At 45.4% G+C, this 25,798-nt stretch carries 22 protein-coding genes; all 22 read left to right on the forward strand.

Annotated features, from left to right (window positions below; all coding sequences use genetic code 11):
* Positions 1-564 (forward strand): aminodeoxychorismate/anthranilate synthase component II, encoded by a 564-nt coding sequence (locus KKI13_00940; protein ID MBU4487621.1) that lies wholly within the window; start codon positions 1-3, stop codon positions 562-564.
* Positions 561-1,571 carry an anthranilate phosphoribosyltransferase gene (gene trpD, locus KKI13_00945; GenBank protein MBU4487622.1) on the forward strand — a complete coding sequence of 337 codons (1,011 nt, stop codon included), beginning with the start codon at positions 561-563 and terminating at the stop codon, positions 1,569-1,571. The genes KKI13_00940 and trpD overlap by 4 nt, the downstream gene beginning before the upstream one ends.
* The gene (gene trpC / locus KKI13_00950) at positions 1,568-2,350 is read left to right on the forward strand and encodes an indole-3-glycerol phosphate synthase TrpC (GenBank protein MBU4487623.1); all 783 of its coding nucleotides are present in this window, start codon (positions 1,568-1,570) and stop codon (positions 2,348-2,350) included. The genes trpD and trpC overlap by 4 nt, the downstream gene beginning before the upstream one ends.
* Before the next feature lies 1 nt (position 2,351).
* Complete coding sequence (locus tag KKI13_00955; protein ID MBU4487624.1) at positions 2,352-2,969, forward strand: phosphoribosylanthranilate isomerase; 618 nt, start codon at positions 2,352-2,354, stop codon at positions 2,967-2,969.
* Positions 2,970-3,080: 111 nt separating this feature from the next.
* Entirely contained in the window at positions 3,081-4,382 is a 1,302-nt protein-coding gene (locus KKI13_00960) for a sugar ABC transporter substrate-binding protein (protein MBU4487625.1), read from the forward strand.
* Positions 4,383-4,527: 145 nt separating this feature from the next.
* The gene (locus KKI13_00965; protein ID MBU4487626.1) at positions 4,528-6,951 is read left to right on the forward strand and encodes a hypothetical protein; all 2,424 of its coding nucleotides are present in this window, start codon (positions 4,528-4,530) and stop codon (positions 6,949-6,951) included.
* Between the two features lie 5 nt (positions 6,952-6,956).
* Positions 6,957-8,045, forward strand: coding sequence for a hypothetical protein (locus KKI13_00970; protein ID MBU4487627.1), 1,089 nt, complete (start codon positions 6,957-6,959; stop codon positions 8,043-8,045).
* Positions 8,046-8,180: 135 nt separating this feature from the next.
* Positions 8,181-8,873, forward strand: a complete 693-nt coding sequence (locus tag KKI13_00975; protein ID MBU4487628.1) for a hypothetical protein — start codon at positions 8,181-8,183, stop codon at positions 8,871-8,873.
* Positions 8,874-9,004: 131 nt separating this feature from the next.
* Positions 9,005-9,847, forward strand: a complete 843-nt coding sequence (locus tag KKI13_00980) for a hypothetical protein (GenBank protein MBU4487629.1) — start codon at positions 9,005-9,007, stop codon at positions 9,845-9,847.
* 9 nt (positions 9,848-9,856) lie between these two features.
* Positions 9,857-12,166 (forward strand): tetratricopeptide repeat protein, encoded by a 2,310-nt coding sequence (locus tag KKI13_00985; GenBank protein ID MBU4487630.1) that lies wholly within the window; start codon positions 9,857-9,859, stop codon positions 12,164-12,166.
* A 22-nt stretch (positions 12,167-12,188) separates the two neighbouring features.
* Positions 12,189-13,991, forward strand: a complete 1,803-nt coding sequence (locus tag KKI13_00990; protein MBU4487631.1) for a hypothetical protein — start codon at positions 12,189-12,191, stop codon at positions 13,989-13,991.
* On the forward strand, positions 13,978-16,365 hold the full coding sequence (locus KKI13_00995; GenBank protein MBU4487632.1) for a beta-galactosidase: 2,388 nt from the start codon (positions 13,978-13,980) through the stop codon (positions 16,363-16,365). Before KKI13_00990 ends, KKI13_00995 begins: the two co-directional genes overlap by 14 nt.
* 8 nt (positions 16,366-16,373) lie before the next feature.
* Positions 16,374-17,552, forward strand: a complete 1,179-nt coding sequence (trpB, locus tag KKI13_01000) for a tryptophan synthase subunit beta (protein MBU4487633.1) — start codon at positions 16,374-16,376, stop codon at positions 17,550-17,552.
* A complete protein-coding gene (gene trpA / locus KKI13_01005; protein MBU4487634.1) occupies positions 17,549-18,349 on the forward strand; it encodes a tryptophan synthase subunit alpha in 801 nt (266 codons plus the stop codon). The genes trpB and trpA overlap by 4 nt, the downstream gene beginning before the upstream one ends.
* Before the next feature lie 4 nt (positions 18,350-18,353).
* A complete protein-coding gene (gene ruvX / locus KKI13_01010; protein MBU4487635.1) occupies positions 18,354-18,788 on the forward strand; it encodes a Holliday junction resolvase RuvX in 435 nt (144 codons plus the stop codon).
* Positions 18,781-20,058 (forward strand): insulinase family protein, encoded by a 1,278-nt coding sequence (locus KKI13_01015; protein MBU4487636.1) that lies wholly within the window; start codon positions 18,781-18,783, stop codon positions 20,056-20,058. Before ruvX ends, KKI13_01015 begins: the two co-directional genes overlap by 8 nt.
* A 3-nt stretch (positions 20,059-20,061) precedes the next feature.
* A complete protein-coding gene (locus KKI13_01020; GenBank protein ID MBU4487637.1) occupies positions 20,062-21,117 on the forward strand; it encodes a site-2 protease family protein in 1,056 nt (351 codons plus the stop codon).
* Between the two features lie 38 nt (positions 21,118-21,155).
* A complete protein-coding gene (locus KKI13_01025; GenBank protein MBU4487638.1) occupies positions 21,156-21,800 on the forward strand; it encodes a ribulose-phosphate 3-epimerase in 645 nt (214 codons plus the stop codon).
* A 1-nt stretch (position 21,801) separates the two neighbouring features.
* Positions 21,802-23,223, forward strand: a complete 1,422-nt coding sequence (locus KKI13_01030) for a phosphoglucomutase/phosphomannomutase family protein (GenBank protein MBU4487639.1) — start codon at positions 21,802-21,804, stop codon at positions 23,221-23,223.
* 8 nt (positions 23,224-23,231) lie between these two features.
* Entirely contained in the window at positions 23,232-25,034 is a 1,803-nt protein-coding gene (gene lepA / locus KKI13_01035; protein ID MBU4487640.1) for a translation elongation factor 4, read from the forward strand.
* A complete protein-coding gene (lepB, locus tag KKI13_01040) occupies positions 25,031-25,609 on the forward strand; it encodes a signal peptidase I (GenBank protein MBU4487641.1) in 579 nt (192 codons plus the stop codon). The genes lepA and lepB overlap by 4 nt, the downstream gene beginning before the upstream one ends.
* The coding region (locus KKI13_01045) for a hypothetical protein (GenBank protein MBU4487642.1) at positions 25,606-25,798 on the forward strand (193 nt) is incomplete at its 3' end. The genes lepB and KKI13_01045, both read left to right, overlap by 4 nt.

Below are 25,798 nucleotides of genomic sequence, written 5' to 3' on the forward strand. Positions count from 1 at the left end.
ATGATACTCGTTATAGACAATTACGATTCTTTCACTTATAACCTCGTCCAGTATCTCGGCGAACTGGGCGCGGAACTTAAGGTCTTCCGCAATGACAAAATAACATTGCAAGAGATAGAAGGCCTTAAGCCGGAAAGAATAATCATCTCTCCGGGGCCGGGATATCCTTTGGATGCGGGCATTTCAGAAGAATTGATAGAGAATTTTGCCGGGCGTCTGCCAATTTTGGGTGTTTGTCTTGGGCATCAGGCAATAGGAGAGGTCTTTGGGGGCAGGATAGTAAAAGCGCTCAGGCTTATGCACGGTAAGACATCACTTGTTTACCATAATGGCGAGGGTATATTTAAAGGCATTAAAGACCCATTTGAGGCGACACGCTACCATTCACTTTTAGTAGATAGAAAATCGCTGCCGGATTGCCTGGCAATAACAGCCGAGACAAAAGAGAAAGAGATCATGGCCCTTAAGCATAAGAAATATGATGTCTACGGCGTCCAATTCCATCCGGAATCGATTCTCACAAAAGAGGGCATGAAGCTTCTCAATAATTTTCTAAAAATATGATAAAAGAAGCCACAGAAAAGATCTTAAAAAAACACGACCTATCGCCGTCAGAGATGGAAAACGTCTTTGAAGAGATAATGAATGGCGATGCGGCGAAGGAAGACGTTAAACGTTTTTTGGTATCCCTTGCCGCAAAACCCGAGAGCCCCGAAGAGATAGCGAGCGCGGCAGCGGTTATGCGGAGGAAAGCAGTCAAGGTCGCTGTCTCTCCGGAGAAGCTGATAGATACATGCGGCACAGGCGGCGCCCGGGTAAACGATGTAAATGTGTCGACTATTTCAGCTATCGTCTTGGCCGGCTGCGGCCTACGGGTAGCAAAGCACGGCAATCGTTCCTTTACAGGTAAATGCGGCAGCGCAGATCTTCTGGAAGCCCTCGGCGTTAATATAGATCAAAAACCGGAAAGAGTAGCCGAATTGATCGAGAAAATAGGCATAGGGTTTATGTTCGCGCCTAATTTTCATCCGGCCATGAAAAATGTCATGGAGGCGAGAAGGGAATTGAAGGCGAGAACTATCTTTAATATACTTGGCCCTTTGTCTAATCCCGCCGGAGTCAAGATGCAGATAATAGGCGTCTATAAACCGGAGCTTACAGAGATTATGGCGGAGGCATTGAATAGGCTGGGTTCGGAGAAAGCATATATTGTGCACGGCTTGGAGGGCCTTGACGAGATATCGATTAAGGGCGAGACAAAAATTTCCGAGCTGAAACATGGTAAAATAACGACATACCGCCTTATGCCGGGTGATTTTGGAATAGAAGAGGGCTCCCTTCGGGAAATAGCGGGAGGCCTGCCCGCGCATAATGCGGATATCGCATTAGCCGTTTTAAACGGCCAAAAGAATGCAGTTCGCAATACAGTTCTCCTAAATGCCGCCGCCGCTTTAAAAATGGCCGGCGAAGTTTCCGACTTTCAAAACGGAGTCAAGGCAGCTCGCGAATCCATCGATTCGGGGCGCGCGCTTCGGAAATTGAACGCACTAAAGGACATGAGCAGCAAATGATTTTGAATAGCATATTAGAAGAGAAGAAAAAAGCGATAGATTTAGCCAAGAAGAATGTCCCACAGAATAATCTGCTTGAGGAGATCGATAAGAAGGTAAGCCATTCCAAGCCCCATTTTTTTAGACATTCCATCGACAAACATAATCACATGCACCTTATAGCAGAAGTCAAAAAGGCCTCGCCATCGGCCGGAGTCATACGGGAAGACTTCGATCCTTTAAAAATAGCCCTCACCTATGAAGCGTCGGGCGCCGCCGCTATTTCCGTCGTGACAGACGAAAAATTTTTTAAAGGAAACATGTCTTATCTTGTGAAGATCAAAAAGAACGCGCGCATACCGGTACTCCGGAAAGATTTCATAATAGACGAATACCAGATATACGAGTCAATAGCAAGGGGCGCGGACGCGGCACTTCTCATAGCCGATCTCTTATCCGAAAAAGAATTGAAGAATTTCCTCGCAATAGGCAGGGAGCATAATTTAGATTTTCTGGTGGAGGTTCACTCCGAAGAGGACGTCCAAAAGGCCATAGCGGCAGATTGCGATATAATAGGCATAAACAATAGGGACCTCCATACTTTTAAAGTTGATATCCATACCACTACACGCCTCGTCAAACTAATACCCCGCGATAAGCTGATAGTTTCCGAGAGCGGGATAAGAACGCGGGAAAATATATTATATTTTAAATCGTTAGGCGTGAATGCTGTTCTGATAGGCGAGTTTCTTATGCGAAGTGATAATATCGGCGCTACTATTAAGGAATTAATGGCTTAGCATGCTCATAAAGATCTGCGGCATAACCAATCTGGAAGATGCCCAAAATGCGGCTTTATTCGGCGCAAATGCCATAGGTTTTGTGTTTGCCAAGAGTCCAAGGCAAGTTAGCCCCGAAAAAGCGAAAGAAATAATAGAGCGAGTAGAAAAGAATGTCATGAAAGTCGGTGTCTTTGTTGATGAAGGGCTTGAAAAATTGGAAGAGACCTCGCTCTTCTGCGGCCTGGATCTAGTTCAGCTGCATGGCAATGAAAACCCCGATTATTGCTCAAAGATTAAAAGAGGCAAAGTCATAAAAGCGTTTCGGGTTAAAGATAAGGCGGTCCTGCCTTCCATGAACGGCTATGATACCGTTTTTGCTTATCTTCTTGACACGTTTTCCAGTGAGGGATATGGCGGAACCGGCAAATATTTTGATTGGCGGGTCGCAGTGAAGGTGAAGGCCCTGGGTAAGCCTGTAATACTTTCAGGAGGTATAGGTTTGGGCAATGTCGCGGATGCCATAAGAGCTGTAAAGCCTTATGGCGTAGATATATCCAGCTCTATAGAGGTAAAGCCGGGCAAAAAAGACCCTGTTCTCATGAGGCGCCTGATCGAGTCTATAAAAGCCCTTGACTAATAAGCAAAGATATGCTATATTACATTTTCGTTGTATCTGTATCAATATGATACTGTTATACAAGTCATAAGAGGGTAAAAGGAACTAAATCTGAAAAAAAGAGGGGCAAAAATGAAAAATTTTTATGCCAACAAAAAGTCAGCAGCATTTTTTATATCAGCTCTTTTTATATCTCTTTTTATTACTTTTCTCGCCACCGGCTGTTGTCCCAGAGAGACAAGGCCCACTTTAAAAATAGCCATATGGGGAGGACCCAACGAAATAGATATCATAAATAAGCTTGTCAAGGAATGGCAGAAGGATCACCCTGAGGTTATTGCCAAAGTAGAACATACGCCGGCGGGCTCGTATACGAATAAACTTCTTATAAGGATTGCCGGAGGGACGGCACCCGATGTAATGTTTGCGGAGGGCAATATCTTTGTAAACTTCTTCACTATAGACGCCTTTATGGATTTGACGCCGTTTATAGAGAAGGATGACGGATTTGAACTGTCGGACTTTTTCCCCGAAGGGCTCGAGCGCTTTACGCGTAACGGAAAAGTGTATTGCATACCGAGAGATGTTGCTCCCTTTGCCTGCGTATATTACAATAAGCGTCTCTTTGATGAAGCGGGCCTCGCTTATCCTGATAATGATTGGGATTGGAAAGACATGCTTGAGAAAGCTCAAAAACTCACAAAAAAATCGCCGGCGGGGAAGGTAAGCCGCTACGGCTTTTACGGCTGGACGTGGCAGAATTTTATATATTCAAACGGCGGTAGCATAGTTGACAACGTAGAAAATCCCAAAAAGTTCACCATGACGGGCGATAAAGCGGTGGACGGATTGCAATTTTACGCCGACCTTATAAATAAGTATAAAGTCTCGCCGAGCCCGGTGACTTTAGGCGACCTCGGAATGGGCGCTCAGCAGCTCTTCATGTCTCAGAAACTTGCTATGTACCAGTCCGGTTATTGGGAAAGCAATGTCTTTAGGGATATAAAGGATTTTGAATGGGATGTAGCTATGTTTCCGAAAGGGCCGTCCGGCATAAGGAGATTTGGCACGGGCGGTTCGGGCTATTGTATATTAAAGACTACAAAACATCCGGAACTGGCGTGGGAAATAGTCAAGCTTTTGACTGGAGAAAAGTCCCAGATAGCTCTTGCCGGAATAGGGCTGACGCAACCGGCTATTGAGTCTATAGCGGAAGGCCCTTATTTTGCCGAATCGCCGGCGCTGCCCAAAAATAAAGCGATGTTGAACGAAGCGATACAATATGTAGTGTATGAGCCGTTTCATCCGAAGTGGCGTGAAATAAACGAACTTTACCTTGTGCCCGAACTTGACCTTGTGTTTAACGGTACAGAAACGGCCAAGGATGCTGCAATGAAAATAGCACCCGAAGCGAACAGGTTACTGAAAGAATAATCGACAGCCATTGCAGATGAACCGATAGCGTAAAGAATGCACCAAAAGCCACACGGCGGGACATGTTCCGCCGTACTAATATGGCAATTCTAACCTGGTTAAATTTGCCAGATTAGGAGGAACGTGTCCCGCGACAAGGAGAAGCATGAAGTACGGTAATTTCTCAAAAGACGGATTGGAATATATTATAACTGATCCCAATACTCCCCGACCGTGGATAAACTATCTGACGAACGAAAACTATTGCTCTGTAATATCCCAATGCGGCGCGGGCTACAGTTTTTACAAAGACTGCCGCACCGACAGGATAACCAGGTGGAACCCCGAAAGTTATCATTATAACAGGCCCGGTAAGTTTATCTATATCAAAGACAATAAGACAAAAAAGTATTGGGGCGCGACTTACCAACCGGTAATGGCCAAGCCTTCTAAATTTGAGGCAAGGCATGGCCTGGGTTATACAACGGTGAAGACGAAGTATTACGGCATTGAATCCGAAGTCACATATTTTGTGCCGATGGAGGATGCATGCGAAATATGGCTGGTTAAGATTAAAAACGGGACCTCTAAACCAAGGGACCTGACTATTGTGCCTTATATAGAATGGCTTATAGGCGATTACCATATGGAGCTCAGGTATCGGAATATAATGAACCTTTATGACAGGTTCTGGTTTGATAAAGAAAGTGAAATTATATTCGGCAAAAAGACGGCGATATGGGAATCTTTCAATATACAGCCATTTCGCTCTTTAGCGTTTTTCTCTTCAAGCCTCACTGCGCGCGGCGCCGCGACCCGGAAGGATACCTTTTTCGGGAGGTATAAGAATGAAACGGCCCCGGAGTCTATATCGGGCGATTTTGTTGATTCCGCGGCATGCTCAGGAGAAGACGGCATAGCGGCCCTTCGGCATATATTGAGATTGAATCCGGGCGCGTCAAAGGAGTTCGTAGTAATATTGGGGCAGACGGAAAACAGAAATAAGGCCACCGAGATAGTCTCCAAGTACCGTGATCTTGTGAACGCCAAAGCGGAGTTTGAGCGGGTAAAAAATAGTTGGCGGGATAAGATAATAAATAACATTATGATTAAGACCCCGGACAGAGATTTTGACCTCATGATCAATATATGGGTGAAGTATCAGATCTACATATGCAATATGTGGTCGCGATCACCGTCGTTTTATCATGAAGGCTCAGGCGGCCGCGGATACCGCGATTCGTGCCAGGACGCGGAAGGTATTATGGCATTTAATCAGGAACACGCCCTTTCAAAGATAAGGACTATAGCCGGACTCATAAGACGAGATGGTTCCTCGGCGCCTGGATGGTCTGAAACACGCGGGCCCGCAAATCATAGGCCCAATAAAGACCATCCTGTCTGGCTGGTCTATACGGTTTCCGCTTATATAAAGGAAACGGGCGATACGAATATTCTTTTTGAAAAACTGCCTTACATAAAAGACGGATGGATAGAAAAGGCGACAAAAAAGGATATCCATTGGCATAAGGGCGTGATAAAAGACGGCGAAGGGACGCTCTTTGAACACCTGGAGAAGAACCTTAATTTTACATTTACCGATGTCGGCAAAATGGGCCTTCCATTAATAGGGCACGCAGATTGGAATGATGCCATAGACGCCGCGGGAAAACGCCTGAAAGGCGAAAGTGTCTGGCTGGCTATGGCGCTTGTCCGCTCCTACAAATTTTTAGTCGAGCTGGCAGATATAGCCGGTTATGCGGCAAAGGCGAAGGAATTCAGAAAACGGGCAAAGGTCATGACTGAACGCATCAATAACTCGTCATGGGACGGCGATTGGTACCTGAGAGGATTTACCGACTTTGATACCGTATATGGTTCTCACAGAAACAGGGAAGGAAAGATATTTGCTAACACGCAAAGCTGGGCCGTTCTTAGCGGCGTAATAGAAGGCGAGAAGCGCGATAGAATGTTCAAGGCGGTTGACAAATACCTGGACAAGAAACACGGTATCGCCCTTTTTTATCCGGCATATTCTAATTATGACCCTAAACTCGGCAGAATAACGATGTTTTCAGAGGGTACCAAAGAAAATGCGGCTGTCTTTTGCCATGCGGCTACTTTCATGGTAGTGGCTGATTGCATGGCCGGCCGCGGTAATAAGGCGTACGAAAGCATGAAGAAGATCATGCCAAATAGCCAGAAGGATATGGACCTATACAAAACCGAGCCATATGTCTACGCAGAATACCTGATAGGGCCGGAACATCCTTACCGCTACGGTGAAGGGGCATTTACATGGACAACTGGAACCGCCGCCTGGAATTTCCTGGCAGCGACGGAATATCTCCTCGGCGTCCATCGCGAATTTACGGGCTTAAGGATAGATCCCGCTATACCATCATCCTGGAAGAAATGTTACATTAGAAGGCACTTTAGGAAAGATATATATGAGATAACGATTAAAAATCCGAAAGGTGTCCAAAAAGGGGTTAAGCACATAAAAGTAGACGGCATTGAACAGAAGCATAATCTAGTGAGAGTAAGAAACGATAACAAGGTTCATAAAGTAGAAGTTTTGATGGGTTGATCAAAATGAAAAATAGAGAAACATTTTCGCTGTTATTTATTTTAGGCTTTTTGCTCTTGGTTTTCAGCGCAAGCTTTGTTTATTGCCAGGACGCTGGCGATTCGGCATCTTTTCAAAAGCCCCTAAAGGTTACCTGTGACGAAAGAAATATTTACGTGGACGGCAAAATATTTTACGTAAAAGGTGTCTGTTACAGCCTGAACTACGGGCCGAAACAGTCCTTTCAGAATATTCCGCCAGATGTCTGGGAGAAGGATTTTAAGATGATGAAGGAAGCGGGGATAAATACTATACGTACTTATGAGCCGCTCCCTCCGCCGATATTGGATCTTGCGCATAGATACGGCCTAAAAGTTATAGAGAATATATGTTACCCCTCAGAGAAGACAGACTATTCCTCAAAAGCCGACTTGGAAAAATTAAAGCGGATAGCCCTGACATATGTAGAGAGAGATAAAAAGCATCCCGCAATTTTGATGTGGTCGATATGGAATGACATGCCTTTCAGATGGAGTAAAGAAGGGTCCATCCTTAATAAATATGATATGGCTACCATCCGCTCATTCCTCAAAGAATTGTACGACGCTATTAAGGATGCGGACAAAGATCATCCCGTAACAGGTTCAAATATATTGGGAAAGAGCGGCGAAGAGATAGGGTTTGATTTTCTGGATGTATTGAGTTATAACGCCTTTTTGGGGATCTCGGATTGGTTTTCCGGTAAGTTTGATCTGAAATTGGCGAAGAGCCAGATAGATAAAATAGAGAGCATAACGTCATTGAAGCACAAAAAGCCCGGTCTTATTATGGAGACGGGGTATAGCACCTATTGCAAAACAAATGATCAGGGCAGAGTAATAGACGCGCAGATTAAAGTCGCTGATTCCAAAGTAGCGGGAGTAATAATATTCCAGTGGTCGGATGGCTGGGAAAAAGCCGGTAACGCGCGGATTCAAGACGATCACATAGAAGAGCACTGGGGGATCGTGGATGCTTATCGGAACAAAAAGAGCGGTTACAGCGCCGTTTCGCGGATTTTTGGGATGATTCCCACTAACTCCAGGGGTTATAGGGGCAGCATTGTCAGATTTTAAATGAGCACATAACTTATGGAGCTCAAATACAGTTTATAGCGACATAAGTTATAAGTGCGAATTCATCCTGAGAACGCGATGAGCAAGAGCGTTCGAAGGATCTCAACAAAAAAGAATATAACAGAGGAGGGAAGCATGAAAAAGAGTGCGTTGGTAGTTCTGTTTTTGGCATTGTTGACCGTTGCCTGCTCCGGAGGAGTATCGGCCGAGGACGCTCAACAGGCGATGCCGCAAGATATAACACAGGAGGTTATAATAGCCGATTTTGAGGGCTGGCCCAATAATCTGGGCGGAGAAGTCGGTGTTTACGGGGCACTGGAGCCGAATTGGGATGATATCACTTCAGTTCCTTATTCTTGGGTCTATGAAGCCATAACGCCCGGTTATAACCCCGAAAACGTGCACAGCGGCAAGCAGGCTTTCAGGCTGGTAAACGGCCTTGGTTCAAATCCGGAGGTTGCGTGGGGAAGCTTTGCTATGGATCTTGGCCCTACAACCGACCTTACCGTTATACCTAAGAAAGTTGAGTCGTTCGATGCTTCCGGTTTTCAATACATCACGTTCTGGGTAAAAGGGGATAAGGGCGGAGAGAAGATGGAATTTTTGGTAAGGGATGCGCACGCCTTAAATTACATGCCGCAAGTAAAGTTAAAGCTTTCTGATGTCACAACAGAATGGCAGAAAGTGGTAATACCGCTTTCAGATATATCCGGCAAGATAGACCTTACGGCCCTTGACAATATAGGGCTTGCTTTCGGAAGGGATGTAGGAAATTTAAAAGGCGAAGTCATTTACATAGATGACGTTATGTTAACAAATACGCAGTAGCATAAATAGGTAGTCCCTCGACTTTCCGCCAGAGGCGGACCCGCCGATGAGTTGTGGCGGGCGCTCGGAACGATTTGCCAACGGGTGGAGTCTAGGGGATAAATTCGGCACGCACGAACTTGGAGGCTAAAATGCACTTCAAAAAATATCTCAGCATATTTTTTGTTATCTTTATTTTCGCAATTTCCGGGTGTGGTCAAAATACGACTCAAAAACAATCGCTTACGAAGGAAGAACCGGCCGAAAAAGGTATCACGCCGGTCAATGTCGTAAAGAATGAGGCCGGGTATTCCCCTGCCGCTCCGCCAATTCCTGCGGGACCCGGTGTAGGGGAACCTGTGGCCGCGAAACCTCCCGTATCTGAAGTTACCGGTGCCGAATCGGCGGAGGGAGATCTTATAATAGCCGATTTTGAGGGCTGGCCCAATAATCTGGGCGGAGAAGTCGGTGTTTACGGCTCGCTTGAACCCGACTGGGAAAAAGTAAACCAGGGGCCCGTATCGTGGGTATATGAAGCTACATCGCTAAATTATAATCCTGAAAATGTTCATTCCGGGGCAAACTCCTTCAGGCTGGTAAACGGTACAGGCCTGAAGCCGGAATACACCTGGGGAAGTTTTTCAATGGACCTGGGCCCTACGCGGGATATTACCTCAGTTCCTAAAAAAGTAGAATCTCTTGACGCGTCGGAATATACGTATCTGGTATTCTGGGTAAAAGGAGAGAAGGGCGGAGAAAAGATGGAGCTTTTGGTAAGAGATGCCCACGCCCTCAATTATTTGCCGCAGGTTAAATATAAACTTTCCGACGCCTCCCGGGAATGGAAGAAGATAGTGGTCCCTTTAAGCGACATCAGCGGAAAAGTAGATATTGCAAAACTGGACAATATAGGCGTAGCCTTCGGTAAGGATGTGGGAAATTTAACAAATGACACGATTTATATTGATGATTTTGCATTTACCAATAACCCGTAAGAGGATGATATGCGTAAGCCAAATAACGACGAAAGAAAAAAAAGAAAAAAATTGTTTATGAATTTTATTAAAGGATTCCTGGCCGCGCTTTTGGCCCTTGTATTTATAATCCTTTTATTTTTTCTTTTATTGCCAAAAAAACCCGACATCATAAAAGGCGTGACATACGACCTCAAGTACCCCCGCATCAGCCATTATTCGCAGATATCGGTCGATGTATTTGAAAAGGACTTCAAGATGATGAAGCGGGCCGGCGTAAACACTATAAGATTATACGGGGTGCCGCCTGAATTCGTCCTCGACCTGGCAGATAAATACAAGATAAAAGTCATTGAGACGATAGTCTTCCCGGGAGATTGGACAGATTTTAATTCTCCGTATCAACTTCAGGCGCTTAAAAGAGAAGCCGTGCGCAATATAGCCAGGGATATAAACAGGGAGTGTATCTACGCCTGGAGCATCTGGAATGATGCGCCCTGGACATATGGTTCCGGAAAGGGTGACGTTATAAGAGCTTACGGAAAAGAACGTGTAGAAAAATTTTTGAAAGAGTTATACGAATGCGTGAAGAAGCATGATCCTCTCAGGCCGGTTACTGCCGCCACGTTAACGCTTAATGATGAGGCAAAAAGATTGGGCACAGATTTTCTTGATATCCTGGGTTACAATATTTATCTCGGTGTAACTGATTGGAAGGACGGAAGTTATAGCTCCGAGGTATCAAAAGAGATGGTCGATGGCCTCGTAGCGCTTTCGCGTGAATACAAAAAGCCCGTGCTTATAACGGAAACCGGATACAGCACGTACTGGAAGGCCGATGAGCAGCGGCATGTAGTAGGCGATCAGATAGAGAAAGTAGATAAAAAATTGGCCGGTCTTATAATATTTCAATGGGCGGACGATTGGTCCAAAGCAGGCGATGTAAAAAAGCAGGCCGATGATGTAGAAGAGCATTGGGGCATAGTGGACGGCGAAAGGAAGCCGAAGGGCGGTTATTATGCCGTGGAAAAGTCGTTTAATAACAGCGCCTACGATACGGTAATGTACCGAATAGCGGATTATTTCAGGGGAGGCTATTTTGCGGCAAAAAAGCACGCTTTGAAGAAAAGATGGAAAGAAAATATAATAGTAGACAGGGAGATAGACGACCTGGAAAACCAGATGAATACGAGAGCGTCTACGGAAGAAATACCATTGATCCTTGACAAGCTTTCGGCAAGGTTCTTTGAAAAGAAAGGATTTGACCAATTCAGTTCTTTTCTAAGAGAATACAGCGCCTCTCATAAAGAATCGAAATACAAGGCCCTCTTGGGTTACTATATCGCTCTTTCAAATTGGAACAAACTGGAGTATCTGGCAAAAAACAATATGTGGGATACCTATTACGCCGAAAAGACAAGATCCATGAAGAATATAATAAAGCAGCTTGAATCCGCCCGGAAAGATGCGGAAGGCAAAGATGGGTATCTTGATATTTTATATCTAGAGTGGGTTATACAGGATGATCTTCTTGAGGGAAGGGAAAATATGGCACTTAAGCGCCTGGAAGATGAGATAAAACGATATGCCGCGCAATATAAGGATGTAACGCCTCTCATGGCTTATTCCAAGCTTTTGCTTGATAAGGGCCAGCGCCAGGTTTCCGAGAGATTATTGCGGGAATACGCCGGTAATGTCGGCACCTTTATGCCTAAAGAGGAAGCGGTATTATTGTTAAAAGATAGAGCTGAAAACGCTCTTAATGGTGGTGATGCAGGCAGGGCAAAGATATTGTATGACGCCTATATTACTATTCTTTCGAAAAATGCCACGGAAGAAGATGCCTGCTTCGCGATGCTGGATGTGGCGTCTCTTTACAGGCGCAAGGGCATGTTTGACGAATCCGTCGCCGTATGTAATAGGTTATTGTCGGAATTTCCTAATAGCGAGCTTGCCGACGACGCCAGTTATGCCATAGGTGCGGCTTACAAGGAGCAAAAATCCTACAGTAAGGCCGTAAAGGCATTTCGCGATTTTATAGCGACATACCCTGAAAGCGCGCTTACCAAGAGCGCCATAAAAGAAGTCATAAGTATTTTTACGGTATATGGAAAAGGGACGAGGGCCGAAAAGACAGTGACATTTATGAAAGAGATTGTAGCATTATATCCCGAAAGAGATTTTACGGTAATGGCGCGTTTTGAACTTGCTTCTTCGCTTGAGTCATTAGGAAAAAGGGACGAGGCTATCGCAGAATATGAATTTATCGTTAAGAATTTCGCCGGTTCCGAATACGCCGGCTATGCAAAGAAGAGTATGGAGTCCTTACAGAGAAGATAAAATAGCTTTAAGTCAAAGGAAAATGATGAAAATTCTGAAAATACTTTTGGCGATGGTTTTAATTACCTTCGGCATAATCATGCTGATACCCGTTTCGCAAGATTTTTTATCTAGCGTTGGGCACAAAGAGTGGTCCGATACGGAAAAGGCATATCAGTGGCTTCGGGCCGGCCAAAGGACTAACAGGGTATTCTTTCTTTTCCACACCGGGCTCATACCCAGTCTGGAAAAATGGGAAGATTGCTTTGTGTATGATGAGGCATTGGCTGCCATGGCCTTTACGCATAAGGGAGATTACGAAAGGGCAAGAGCACTATTCGATTTTTTTGACAGCGTGCGCAAGCGTCACATAGAAAAAAACGGCGGATTTTTGGGTTTTACAGATGTTTATAAGCGAAACGGCAAAGAGACCGAGACGCGCGCGGCAGGCCCCAACGCCTGGGTTCTTATGGCGCTCAACTATTATTACGCGAAAACAGGCGACGAAACCTACCTTCCGCTTGCAAAAGATATCGCAGAATGGCTAGTGTCCCTTCAGTCAATAGAAGGCGGCATAATAGGCGGCTATTACGGCAACGGCAAACCAATGACATGGATTTCAGTCGAACACAATTTTGATTGCTATTCCGCTTTCAGGGACCTGGGGATATTAACGAATGACGAAAGGTATCTTAAGTTAGCGAAAGAAGTGAAAAAATGGCTTATCGATGATACTTGGGATAAGAAAGCCGGCAGATTTTTCCTGGGGCGCCGCAACAAAAATTTTGCGACTGACCTTTCGAGCTGGGCAGTACTCAGTTTAGGCAAAGATTGGGCCCCGAGCCTTGCGTTTGCGGAAGAAAAGAGTAGAAATACCCAGCTTTATAAGATAAAGAATGTCGAAGTGGACGGTTTTGATTTTGGCTCCACCTATAAGACATCACCTTTCCCGGACAAGGATGCGGTGTGGTTTGAAGGTACCGCGCACATGGTACTTGCGTATGAGGTGGCGGGCATGAAAGAAAAGAGGGATTATTTCATGGCCGAGCTCGACAAATGCCTTACCGCGAGCCCCGTATTTCCGTATACGGCAGGCCTTCCTTATGCCAGCAATGAGGGAACACCTGTTTACGACAGCTGGCTCATGCAGGATAAACCGCTATGCATTTCAAGTACGGCATGGTATCTATTCGCAAAAAATAGCTTTAATCCCTTCTCGGCATCGAGCGATATGGATGCTTCAAACAGAAGGATCGGCGAGTTAAAGTACGAACCGTCTTATCAGTTTGGACCTATTGTCGATGATTTTGAATATACCGACATAAAGTTTCACACCGCTTATCCGGATGACCTTATGCAGCTAAACAAGTCCGAGATAGCGCTTGATTGGACCGATGAGCTTGCTTTTGACGGCAATCATTCTATGAAGATAGTGTTTACGCCGAATAAAGACGCTAAGACCGCAAGCGCTACTGTCAGGCGCCCTTTTCTATACCCGCAGGACTGGAGCTCGTATGACAAAATAAATGTGGAAGTCTATTCCAACGGCACCAGAGGCCGCGGCAATAATACAGCGAATATCAGCGCGAGAGACGGCGAAGGCGAGACCTATGATTCCGGGCCCATTTTCCTAAATAGGAGCGGGTGGGCAAAGTATACCTTCAATTTACCGAAGGACTTTTCCAGAAACCCTTTTGACGGCGTCACATACGGAAATAATATATTCGACCTTTCGAAGATAATAGAAATATCTTTTAATATAAAGTCCAAACATCCTGTAGAGAGCTGTACGATTTACGTAGACAGGATAGAGCTGGAAGGGGCACTGACATATGAAAAGGAATAAAATAGAGATAAAAGATACAAAATTTTTGCTTAACGGAGAACCGTTCTTCGTCTATTCGGGAGAGATACATTACTTTAGGATCCCGAAGGATAAATGGGTGGACAGGCTCAGGAAGGCGAAAGAAGCGGGGCTCAACACAATAAGTACTTATATCCCATGGAGCTGGCATGAAACAAAGGAAAATGAGTTCGATTTTACCGGAAAGACAAAACCCGAAAAGGATATAGCCTCCTTTATAAAAATGGTTAACAATGCCGGTCTATTCCTTACGGTCAGGATAGGCCCGGTATCTAATTCTGAGATAAAAGGCGAAGGCATACCCGTATGGCTTCTCGAGAATTATCAGGATGTGCGGGCAAAGAATCAGAAAGGCGGTAACGCGCTTCACGAAGCGATGGTCTCCTATATGAATCCGGTCTTTCAGAACCATTTATCCAAATGGTATGCCAGGATATGCCCTATGGTAGTTAAGAATATGGTACAAAAGGGCGGACCTATCATAATGGTGCAGCTTGATAACGAAATAGGTATGATGAACTGGGTTATGAACTCACCCGATTATAATGAGGCAACGACCCGCATGTACCAAAAATATCTCGAGGAATATTACAAGGGTAACATAGCGGCGGTTAATGAAAAGTACTATACAAACCATACGAGGTTTGACGAAATACCGCAGCCCAAGGGCGATGTTGACGAAGAGGGCGTGATAAGATGCTGGGACTGGGTCCATTTTTATACGCACTTTTACGCCAAGTATTACCAGTCGCTTGTGGAAAGGGCCAAAGATCAAAAGATCAATCTTCCCTTTGTAGCCAATATCCCGATGTTTTGGGATTACAACATCTGCGCTAGGGGAAATTTCGGGTTGATGACGATACTTCAATACAGAGATTTTATAAAATTTACGCCCAATGTAATATTCGGAGGAGCTTATCAGATGCGGAACCTCAATTTTGATAATTTCCACGACGCCATACTTATGACAGAGGGCATCAATATGATAAGCGATAATGTCGCGCCGAAGATATGCGTGGAGACGCAGGTGGGGGGAATGAACGATAAGCCCCGGATATACCCTCCAGATATAAATTTGCTTTTGAGATACGCTATGGGCCATGGCCTTAACGGTTTGAATTTCTACATGTTCTGCGGCGGCACCAATGATATAGATTTTGGTTTCAGGGGGACATATCACGAATGGCAGGCACCCATTGACAGCCATGGCAAGAAGACGCCGCGAATAAAGCCGCTGGAAGACGTAGGGGAAACCGTAAAGACGTTCGGTTCTCAGATAGCCGATACGAAAAAAGAGTATGATTTCGCCATAGGCCTTTACGCGCCGTATTATGAAACAAGCTATCTAAAGGGTTCTGTCTCGGATAACATGTTATTCATGAGGGATAAATTCTTCTTTGATGGCATCGCACGGCTCTTAACGGTCAACGGCTATAATTATAAGCTCGTGGACATTGAAAGAGCGAAAGAAAAGGATTTGAACGAAATCCCTGCCATGTGGGTCTTCGCGCTGGATTATATGGACCAGAAGACACAGTCAAAGCTGGCGGAATACGTGAAGCGAGGCGGCACTGTTATAATAAGCCCTACCGTTCCGACGAAGGACATGGGCCTTTTGAGGGATGAGACGTTCCTGCGCGAGATTGGGGTCAGTATAAGCGAAACAGTCAAGGATAACCTCGTATTTGTGGGCGGCAGGGATTATTACGTGGACAGCGAAATCAAGATATTTGATTCCAAGAAAAGAAGGATAGTGGCGAGGACGCGCGATAAAAAGCCGTGCGGCATACTAAAAAAAGTAAAGAAGGGCAAAGTCCTGTTGCTGGGTTTCGGCGTTACGCACCTCTTGGATTACTATATGGGCCTTGTGTCGCATTTTATGGAGATCCTTAACATTGAGCCGCGCATAAAATTGACACCGAAAGATGTTCATGCCGTGGTAAGGTCTAACAGGAAATATGCCTTCCTTTTTCTTTGCAACTTCAACGACGATCCTCGGGAGGTAACGGTAAACCTTAGGATCCCGGGCTTAAATAAAGCCGTTACAATTCCTCAGGACGCAAAGATACTTCTTCCTAATAGAAGCGCCTATATATTGCCGCTTAATGTCCCGGTTTCAAATAGGGCACGAATACGGTATTCAACGGCGGAAGTGCTTCGCGTCTTCAGCACAGACAAAGACTTAAAGCTGGCGTTTCACGGAGGAGCAGGTTCTTTATGCGAGATGCTTCTCGAAATAAGAAGGCCTCACAGCGTAAGCCTGGACGGGAAAGAGATACCCTTTAAACACAAAGACGGACTTTTGAAGTTATCCTTTGAACTAACCGGAAAGACGCAGAATTTAACGATCATATAGAGGTAAAGATGTTACCGGACAAGAAAGGGCATTTTAAAGATTTTGGCGGTAAATTTGTTCCTGAGACGCTTATGGCAGCTCTTTGTGAGCTGGAGTCCGCTTATTTGAAAGCCAAAAAGAGCCTGGCATTCAAAAAAGAACTCAATTACTATCTTACAAATTACGCCGGCAGGCCTACGCCTCTTTATTTTGCGGGTAATCTTACAAAAAAAATCGGCGGGGCCAAGATATATCTAAAGAGAGAAGACCTTCTGCATACCGGCGCTCATAAGATAAATAATACGTTAGGCCAGATAATACTTGCTAAAAAGATGGGTAAGCGCCGGATAATAGCCGAAACCGGAGCCGGCCAGCACGGCGTCGCGACTGCTACCGTGAGTGCTCTGTTTGGGCTCGAATGCTCTGTTTATATGGGAGAAGAAGATATAGAACGGCAGGCGCTCAATGTATTCAGGATGAAATTAATGGGAGCAGAAGTCATACCGGTCGGGAGCGGCTCAAAGACACTTAAAGATGCGATAAACGAAGCGCTTAGGGATTGGGTGACCAATATAAGGACTACGCATTATATAATCGGCTCCGTAGTAGGGCCGCATCCTTATCCGATGATAGTAAGAGATTTTCAGGTGGTAATAGGAAAAGAAGCGCGAAATCAGATACTTAAAGCCGAAGGGAAGCTGCCGCGCGTACTTATTGCCTGCGTAGGCGGCGGAAGCAATTCTATAGGCCTCTTCCATCCTTTTTATAAAGACAAGGTGGAATTTATAGGGGTAGAAGCGGGGGGGCTCGGCCTTTCATCCGGCAAGCACGCCGCATCTCTTTTATTAGGCAAAACCGGAGTATTGCATGGCAGTAAAAGCCTGATACTTCAGGATGAGAACGGCCAGATCCTTACAACGCACTCGGTAAGCGCGGGACTGGATTATTCGGGAGTCGGGCCGGAACACTCGTTTTATAAAATAACAGGCCGCGCCAGGTATGCGGCGGTTTCGGACAAAGAGGCGCTCCTGGGTTTCAAAATGCTTTCCGAGATAGAAGGTATAATCCCGGCACTGGAACCGGCTCACGCCGTATATTACGCCTCAAAAGTCGCGCGCAAACTGAGAAAAAGCGATATCATAATCATCTGCCTTTCAGGACGGGGTGATAAGGATATAGATATTGTAAGAAAATACCTGCATTTATGAACCGCATAGATAAAAAATTCAAAGAGCTTAAAAAGAAAAAAGGCAAGGCCTTTATAGCCTACATAACGGGCGGTTATCCCGGGATGGCTGCGACCGAAAAACTGGTATTGTGCCTTGAGAAATCCGGAGTGGACCTGGTAGAGATAGGTGTGCCATTTTCGGATCCGATGGCAGACGGCCCTATAATCCAATACTCCTCAGAAGTAGCGCTCGCGCATGGCGCGACGCTGAAAAAGCTTTTAAGAAGTGTAGAAAATATCAGGCAGAGAAGTGCCGTCCCAATAGTATTCATGAGTTATTATAATCCTATATATAGATATGGCGTAGAAAAATTTGTCAACGATGCCTCAAGGTGCGGCGTTGACGGCGTGATAATACCGGATCTTCCGCTTGAAGAGGCCGCCATATTGACAAACGCCGCAAGCGGTAAAAAGTTTTCGGTCATATTCCTAGCCGCGCCCACCAGCACCCGGGAAAGATTAAAAAAGATAGCGAAAAAATCTCGCGGCTTCATATATTATGTGTCTTTGACCGGAGTTACGGGCACAAGAAGGCGCCTTGCGCCGGACATAACTAAAAATATAAAGAGTATTAAGGCACTTACCGATAAACCGGTCTGCGTGGGGTTCGGGGTTTCTAATGCGAGCCAGGCAAAGCTTGCGGCCCGTGTCGCGGACGGGGTTATAATAGGAAGCGCTATCATAAAGATTATAGAAGGATTACCTGCGGGTCAAGCGTTCGAGGGCAGAGTCGGCAGATTTGCCGCAGGACTCGCAAAGGCCATACATGGAGCATAATGTTATGCGTATACTTTCTCTAGACGTCGGAGAAAAGAGGATAGGCATGGCGCTTAGTGACGCGCTCGGCATTATAGCCCAACAGCTGGATACCCTCACGCGCAAAAATGAAGAAAGCGATTTCAGGCTGATAAAAAATATATTAAAAGAAAAAGAGGTCGCGGAAATAGTAGTCGGGTTTCCTCTGAACATGGACGGCACGGCCGGCCCCAAAGCCGAAGAGATCAATAGGTTTGTAGAAAAGTTGAGAAGACAATGCGATATACCCGTAAAGCTATGGGATGAAAGGCTTACTACAAGACAGGCAGACAGGCTATTGCGGGAAGCGGATGTGAGCAGGAGAAAGCGTAAAAAACTGGATGATAAATTGGCCGCGCAACTTATTTTGCAGAGCTATATGGATTCCGTAACGGCCAATAAGGATAGAGATAATGTATAAATACGATTTAACGACATTAGATAACGGGCTGAAAGTCGCCTCCTATACGATGCCGCAGGCAAATTCCGTAGCATTGGGCGTATGGGTAGCCACGGGCGGCAGATACGAAAATATGAAGAATAGGGGCATAAGCCATTTTGTCGAGCATATATTGTTTAAGGGCACAAAGACAAGAACAGCAGCCGATATAAAAAATTCCATAGAAGGAATAGGCGGCGTATTAAACGGTTTTACTTCGGAGGAACTCACTTGTTACCTTGCGAAAGTACTGGGGAGGCACATTGATTTGGGAATTGATGTCTTAAGCGATATGGTGCTGAATGCGCGCTTTGACGTGCGCGATATCGAAAGGGAAAGATTTGTCATCCTCGAAGAGGTAAAGATGTATAGGGACCATCCCGACCAGTATGTTTACGAGCTTCTCGGCGGCCTATTATGGCCGGGCAAGACACTCGGGATGCCGCTTATAGGGACATTTGAAACTATAAAGTCGTTAAAGAGAGAAGATCTGATAAGGTATAAGGAAAAGTCGTATAATCCCTCAAACGTGACAGTAGTGGCATGCGGCAATGTAAAACATAGTGATTTTGTAAAAACATGCGACAGGATATTCAAAAAAAAGAGGCCGCGGACATTTGGCGCCTACAAGAAAATGAGGTTCTCGCAGAAAGATTTCAAGGCACACATCTTCAAAAAAGCGACAGAGCAATCGCATATCGCTATCGGTTTTCACTCTATATCGAGGAAGAGCCCTTTCAGATATGCGGTGGAGCTCTTGAACATAGCGCTTGGCGCAAATATGTCATCAAGGCTCTTCCACGAACTCAGGGAAAAGCGGGGCCTTGCGTATGCCATAAGTTCGCACGTAAGATATTATTCGGACGGCGGCGTCTTAACTATAGAAGCCGGCGTAGACAATAAGAAAATAACAAAAGCTATGGAACTTATACTGAAGGAACTTTCCAAGATCAGGAAAGAGCCGATAACGAAGAAGGAATTCAATAGAGCCGTAGAGTACTATCAGGGCCATCTGGCATTTTTAGTGGAAGATACTACCGATCATATGCTTTGGCTCGGAGAAAAAATAGTGACAAAAGACGACCTCATAGACATAAATCTTATATCCGACAATATAAGGAAGGTCAAACTGGACGATACGCTCGCGATCGCATCCGAAATATTTAAGAGGGCGAACCTTAATATAGCCATCGTAGGCCCGATGGAAGAAAAAGAGAAAAGAGCTATTAACGCACTAGCCGAAGGATTTTAATAGATGAGAGGGTCCATCAAATTATTTGAGGTCTTTGGCATATCCGTTAATATACACATAACGTTCTTATTGCTTCCGGTGCTTTTTTTCTTTATGTCGGGGATTAACGGCGTCATCCTCGTAATAATAGTCTTTGCATGCGTCACATTTCATGAATTGGCGCATAGCGTCGTAGCCAAAAGATTCGGTATAGAAGTGCGGAACATAACGCTCTTGCCTATAGGCGGCGTCGCTTCTATGTCCAAGATGCCGGAGAACCCTAAAGAGGAATTTCTTATTTCCGTCAGCGGGCCCTTATCCAACATTTTTTTGGCAGCCGTTCTATTTTTTATTTTCTATTACACACCGTGGATACCAAAGGAAGTTTTATTTAATCCGCTTCGCGGCGAAAGCCTCATATATACCGTGGCCTGGCTGCCATGGGCGAATGTTATGTTGGCTCTTTTTAATCTTTTGCCTGCATTCCCGATGGACGGCGGCAGAATCTTGAGGGCAATACTGGCGCTCCGGATGGACTATGTAAAGGCCACAAAAATAGCCGTAGGCATAGGCCATATATTCGCCATATTTTTTGGATTTTGGGGATTGATGAACGGGAATATCATTCTTATATTGATAGCCATGTTCATCTACATAGCGGCCTCATCAGAGGAGACGCAGGCCAGCCTGACAGCGACGCTGAAGAGTTTTAAGGTAAAGGACATACTGAACGACCATTTTATTACCATAGAAAAGAATACGCCGATATCAAAAATCCTCGAGCTTATATTCCACAGCCGCCAGGAAGATTTTCCTGTTATGGAAGAAGACCGTTTTTTGGGGTTTGTGACGAGAAGCGATGTAATAGCCGCGACTCATAAATTCGGGCCCGATAAAAAAGCTGGCGATATAATGCGCACCGATTTGCCCGCGGTGAAACCGGAAGAGAAGCTGCTTAAAGCCCAGAAAATAATGGAAGAGAACGAAGTCAGGGCCTTACCGGTAATGTCAGACGGGCACCTTAAAGGCATAATTACGCTGGAAGACATATTCAGGGCTTATTCAGTATTATCACGTTAACCCTGAGCGAAGTCGAATGGGTTAATACGGAGCGAGGCATGAAAAGAAAGATTCTTGTAGCGCCGTCAATATTGGCAGCTGATTTCAGTTCTCTAAAAACAGAGATTGAAAAGATAGAGCATGCCGGCGCAGATATGATCCACATAGATGTTATGGACGGCCATTTTGTCCCCAATATAACCATAGGCCCTCTTATAGTGCGCGATACGCGAAAGCTGACGAAACTGCCGCTCGATGTGCATCTTATGATACAAGAGCCCGAGAAGTATATAGATGAGTTTAGAAAAGCGGGAAGCGATATAATCACTATACACGCCGAGTCAAAGGGCGATATTAAAGCGCTTTTGGAGCGCATAAGGAGTTTCGGTTTAAAGGCGGGTGTCTCTCTTCGGCCAAAGAATAAGCTTGATTTAATAAAAGATTACCTCAATGATGCCGACATGGTTCTAATGATGACCGTAGAGCCGGGTTTTGGCGGGCAGAAGTTCATGAAAGAGGTGCTGCCGAAGATAAGGAAGCTAAGGACACTTTACAGTAAAGACATTGAAGTGGACGGCGGGATAAATAAAGAGACCGCAAAAGACGCTATAGATGCCGGGGCGAATGTATTGGTGGCCGGCACATTTGTGTTTGAAAGCAAAGACGTGAAACAGGCGATAAAAGATCTAAGAGGAGGAAAGTAAAGTGAGCGGTATTAAATTCGGCACAGACGGCTGGAGGGCTATAATAAGCGATGATTTTACCTTTGATAATGTAAAAATAGTGGCGCAGGCCGTGAGCGATTTTTTAAACGAAGAATATAAAAACGAAAAGGCGATAAAGACAGTGGTCGGTTACGACCCGCGCTTTATGTCTGAAAAATATGCCGAGATCGTGACGAGGGTATTTATAGCAAACGGTATAAATGTTGTGCTGACCGACAGGCCAAGCCCTACGCCTGCCGTTGCGTATGCTATAAGAAATAAAAAATTAAACGGTGGCATCATGATAACCGCGAGCCACAATCCGCCTTATTATAACGGCATAAAATATAAGGCCTTTTACGCCGGCTCAGGCGACCCCCAGATAATAGGAAAGATAGAGGCAAAACTCCAAAAGAATCCTGTGAAGATAGTATCTTTGGACGAGATGAAGGCGTCAAAGCTTTTCAAGTACGAAGACGTGTGCCCGGCCCATCTTAAATTTTTATCGGCATATCTCGACTGGAAGGTCTTGAAGAAGGGAAAGTTTAAGGTTCTCGTGGATGTCATGCACGGGGCTGCGGATCACTTTGCGGAAGAGCTTCTCGCGAAGACCAAAAACAAGGTCGTTACAATAAGAAGTGAGCGCGACGCCTATTTCGGCGGCGTAAATCCGGAACCGGTCCGCCAAAACCTTGCCGTAAGCATGGCCAAAGTCAAAAAAGAAAAATTTGATGTCGGCATCGTGACAGACGGCGATGTGGATAGGATTGCCATAATAGGGCCGGACGGGAAATTACTTACGGGGCATAAGGTCATAGCGCTTTTACTATTGCATCTTCTTGAAGACAGGAAAATGAAAGGCGAGGTAGTGCAGACGATATGCGGCACAGGGCTTATCGACAATATCTGCGAAAAGAATGGCCTCAAGATGCACGAAACTCCCGTCGGTTTTAAGTATATATGCGACCTTATGAGGACGCGCGATATACTTATAGGGGGCGAAGAGGCCGGGGGCATTGGCTATAAAAATTATATACCGGAAAGAGACGGCATTCTTTCGGGCCTTCTCATACTGGAAATGATGGCCTATAGGAATAAGTCGCTTCTCACCATATTGAAGATAATCGAAAAAGAATACGGCTCGTTTCACTACCGGCGCATAGATATAAAATACCCGGACGAGCTTAAGCCTAAGCTGATGTTGATGCTTAAAACGAACCCGCCGAAAGAGATAATGGGTAAACGCGTCATAGATAGTAAGACCTACGACGGCGTGAAACTTATTCTCGAAGACAAGAGCTGGCTTTTACTGCGGCTTTCAGGCACAGAGCCGATTTTAAGGATTTATGCCGAATCATCTACCGATCGAAAGGCACTAGAGATGCTCGAGATAGGTAAGAAAATAGCATTAGGCATAAAATAGATCCCAGTATGAGTAAAGATAATATAAGAAACTTTTGCATAATAGCCCATATAGACCACGGCAAGTCCACACTGGCGGATAGAATTTTGCAGATAACCCGGGCCATAACGGAGAGGGAATTTCACGCGCAGATGCTGGATGATATGGACCTGGAGCGCGAACGCGGTATCACTATAAAATCCAGCGCGGTCAGGCTTAATTACAAATCCAAAGACGGTAAAGAATACCTTCTTAACTTGATAGATACGCCGGGACATGTCGATTTTACCTACGAGGTCTCTAAGTCCATTGCCGCCTGCGAAGGCGCGATTTTAGTAGTGGACGCCGCTCAGGGCGTCGAGGCGCAGACGGTCGCAAATCTATATATGGCGCTGGAACATAAGCTTGTCATTATACCGGTAGTTAATAAAATAGACCTCGCCAGCGCCGAACCGGAGTCGACCGCCCGCCAAATCCTCGGCATATTGAAAAATATAAAGGAAGAAGACATATTATTTGCCAGCGCCAAAGAAAATATAGGGATATATGAGATAATAGAAAGCATTATAACTAGAATTCCTCCTCCGCGCGACAGTGGATCGAGTCCCCTCGCAGGACTGATATTTGATTCAAGTTACGACATCTATAAAGGGGCGATAATATACATAAGGATAATGAGCGGCAGTGTCCAAAAAGGCGACAATATACTTATGATGCGTACCGGCAAACGTTATGAAGTGCAGGAAGTCGGAGTATTTACTCCCAAGGAAAAGAGTATAGGCCGCCTCAATTGCGGCGAAGTAGGTTATATGTCCTGCAATATAAGAGATGCTGCCGAAATACAGATAGGGGACACTGTTACTTTAACGGCAAACCCCGCTAAGGAGGCCCTTCCCGGATACAGAGAATTGCGGCCGATGGTATTCAGCGGTATATATCCCGTAAACAGCAAAGATTTCGTCAACCTTAAAGACGCGATAACGAAGTTGCGGCTTAGTGACGCTTCATTTCAGTATGAGCCGGAAAGCTCAGCCTCGCTCGGTTTCGGATTCAGATGCGGTTTTCTGGGCCTTCTGCATATGGAAATAATACAGGAGCGCCTGGAAAGGGAATACAACTTAAACCTTGTAGTAAGCACGCCGAGCGTGATTTATAAAGTACGAAAAACGGACGGCGGAGTCGTCCTTGTGGACAACCCTTCCAAAATGCCGCCGGTAAATATAATACAGGAGATAGACGAGCCCTATGTAATGGCCTCTCTGATCACTCCCAATGATGTCATAGGCACTATAATGCAGCTTGCCGAGTCGAGAAGGGGCAAGTATGTAAGCACGGAGTACATCGGAGACGATAGGGCGAAGCTTATATATCAGATGCCTCTCTCGGAGATCATAGTGGATTTTTATGATAAGATCAAATCGATTACGCGCGGCTACGGTTCGCTCGATTACGAGTTTCTGGATTACAGGGAAGGCGATGTCATTAAGCTGGACATACTATTGAACGGCGAACCGTTAGATGCCATGTCGTCAATAGTGTATCGCGATAAGGCGCAGGCAAAGGGCAGGGCGATCGTGGAGAAATTGAAGGAACTGATACCAAGGCAGTTATTCGAGGTGGCGATACAAGCGGCTATAGGCGGCAACATCATATCGCGCTCTACCGTAAAGCCGTTAAAAAAACATGTCACGGCCAAGTGCTACGGCGGCGACATTACGCGCAAAAGGAAGCTCTGGGAAAAACAGAAAGAGGGTAAGAAGAAGATGAAACAGTTCGGAAAAGTCGAGATACCGCAGGAGGCATTTATTGCCGCCTTAAAGGTGCAGTCATGAAGCCCCACACCAAGATGATCATAAGAGAGTGGGTAGAGTCTATTTTAATAGCGGTAATTCTCGCGTTATTTATACGGACTTTCTTCATACAGGCATTTAAAATACCTTCGGGCTCAATGCGCCCTACGCTTCTGGAGGGCGATAAGATAATGGTAAATAAGCTTTTATATGGCCCTAAGATACCTTTTATTAATTACAAGCTGCCCGGGCTAAGAGAGCCCATGAGGGGCGATATAGTGGTATTTGAATACCCCGAGGACAGAAAGAAAGATTTTATAAAACGTCTTATAGCGGTCGGCGGCGAGACAATAGAGATATCAAACGGCAATATCGTTATAAATGGCAAACCCATTGAGGGGCCTCCGGAGATCCTTAAGGCCTATTATTACGACAGGGGTCATTACGGAGTGGAGGGCAACGCGGTAGTTGTGCCGGAGGACTCTTATTTTGTCTTAGGCGATAATAGCGCCAGCTCAAGAGATTCGCGCTATTGGGGATTTGTTTCCAGGGATGATATTATAGGACGGGCCATGTTCATATGGTGGCCGCCATGGCGAATCCAGAAATTAAAATGATTACACAGATTATAATTAGATTACACAGATTAAAGAGGCTTTTCGGCGTACTGTTAATTTATAGTATTGCCTTAACATCTGTTTCCGCCGAAGAGGTGCCGGATGCTTCGAAAGTAATCATTAAAGTAGATTCGGACGGCCTTCGGGCGGAGATCATAGTTACGGGAAGAGCGGCACTGCCGGAAGGGC

It is taken from the genome of Candidatus Omnitrophota bacterium, assembly GCA_018894435.1.
Lineage (GTDB): Bacteria > Omnitrophota > Gorgyraeia > JAHIPI01 > JAHIPI01 > JAHIPI01.

Excerpts from the sequence above, each read along its gene's own strand:
- KKI13_00940 (MBU4487621.1), top strand. The coding sequence starts at position 1 with ATGATACTCGTTATAGACAATTACGATTCTTTCACTTATAACCTCGTC.
- trpD (MBU4487622.1), top strand. The coding sequence starts at position 561 with ATGATAAAAGAAGCCACAGAAAAGATCTTAAAAAAACACGACCTATCG.
- trpC (MBU4487623.1), top strand. The coding sequence starts at position 1,568 with ATGATTTTGAATAGCATATTAGAAGAGAAGAAAAAAGCGATAGATTTA.
- KKI13_00955 (MBU4487624.1), top strand. The coding sequence starts at position 2,352 with ATGCTCATAAAGATCTGCGGCATAACCAATCTGGAAGATGCCCAAAAT.
- KKI13_00960 (MBU4487625.1), top strand. The coding sequence starts at position 3,081 with ATGAAAAATTTTTATGCCAACAAAAAGTCAGCAGCATTTTTTATATCA.
- KKI13_00965 (MBU4487626.1), top strand. The coding sequence starts at position 4,528 with ATGAAGTACGGTAATTTCTCAAAAGACGGATTGGAATATATTATAACT.
- KKI13_00970 (MBU4487627.1), top strand. The coding sequence starts at position 6,957 with ATGAAAAATAGAGAAACATTTTCGCTGTTATTTATTTTAGGCTTTTTG.
- KKI13_00975 (MBU4487628.1), top strand. The coding sequence starts at position 8,181 with ATGAAAAAGAGTGCGTTGGTAGTTCTGTTTTTGGCATTGTTGACCGTT.
- KKI13_00980 (MBU4487629.1), top strand. The coding sequence starts at position 9,005 with ATGCACTTCAAAAAATATCTCAGCATATTTTTTGTTATCTTTATTTTC.
- KKI13_00985 (MBU4487630.1), top strand. The coding sequence starts at position 9,857 with ATGCGTAAGCCAAATAACGACGAAAGAAAAAAAAGAAAAAAATTGTTT.
- KKI13_00990 (MBU4487631.1), top strand. The coding sequence starts at position 12,189 with ATGATGAAAATTCTGAAAATACTTTTGGCGATGGTTTTAATTACCTTC.
- KKI13_00995 (MBU4487632.1), top strand. The coding sequence starts at position 13,978 with ATGAAAAGGAATAAAATAGAGATAAAAGATACAAAATTTTTGCTTAAC.
- trpB (MBU4487633.1), top strand. The coding sequence starts at position 16,374 with ATGTTACCGGACAAGAAAGGGCATTTTAAAGATTTTGGCGGTAAATTT.
- trpA (MBU4487634.1), top strand. The coding sequence starts at position 17,549 with ATGAACCGCATAGATAAAAAATTCAAAGAGCTTAAAAAGAAAAAAGGC.
- ruvX (MBU4487635.1), top strand. The coding sequence starts at position 18,354 with ATGCGTATACTTTCTCTAGACGTCGGAGAAAAGAGGATAGGCATGGCG.
- KKI13_01015 (MBU4487636.1), top strand. The coding sequence starts at position 18,781 with ATGTATAAATACGATTTAACGACATTAGATAACGGGCTGAAAGTCGCC.
- KKI13_01020 (MBU4487637.1), top strand. The coding sequence starts at position 20,062 with ATGAGAGGGTCCATCAAATTATTTGAGGTCTTTGGCATATCCGTTAAT.
- KKI13_01025 (MBU4487638.1), top strand. The coding sequence starts at position 21,156 with ATGAAAAGAAAGATTCTTGTAGCGCCGTCAATATTGGCAGCTGATTTC.
- lepA (MBU4487640.1), top strand. The coding sequence starts at position 23,232 with ATGAGTAAAGATAATATAAGAAACTTTTGCATAATAGCCCATATAGAC.
- lepB (MBU4487641.1), top strand. The coding sequence starts at position 25,031 with ATGAAGCCCCACACCAAGATGATCATAAGAGAGTGGGTAGAGTCTATT.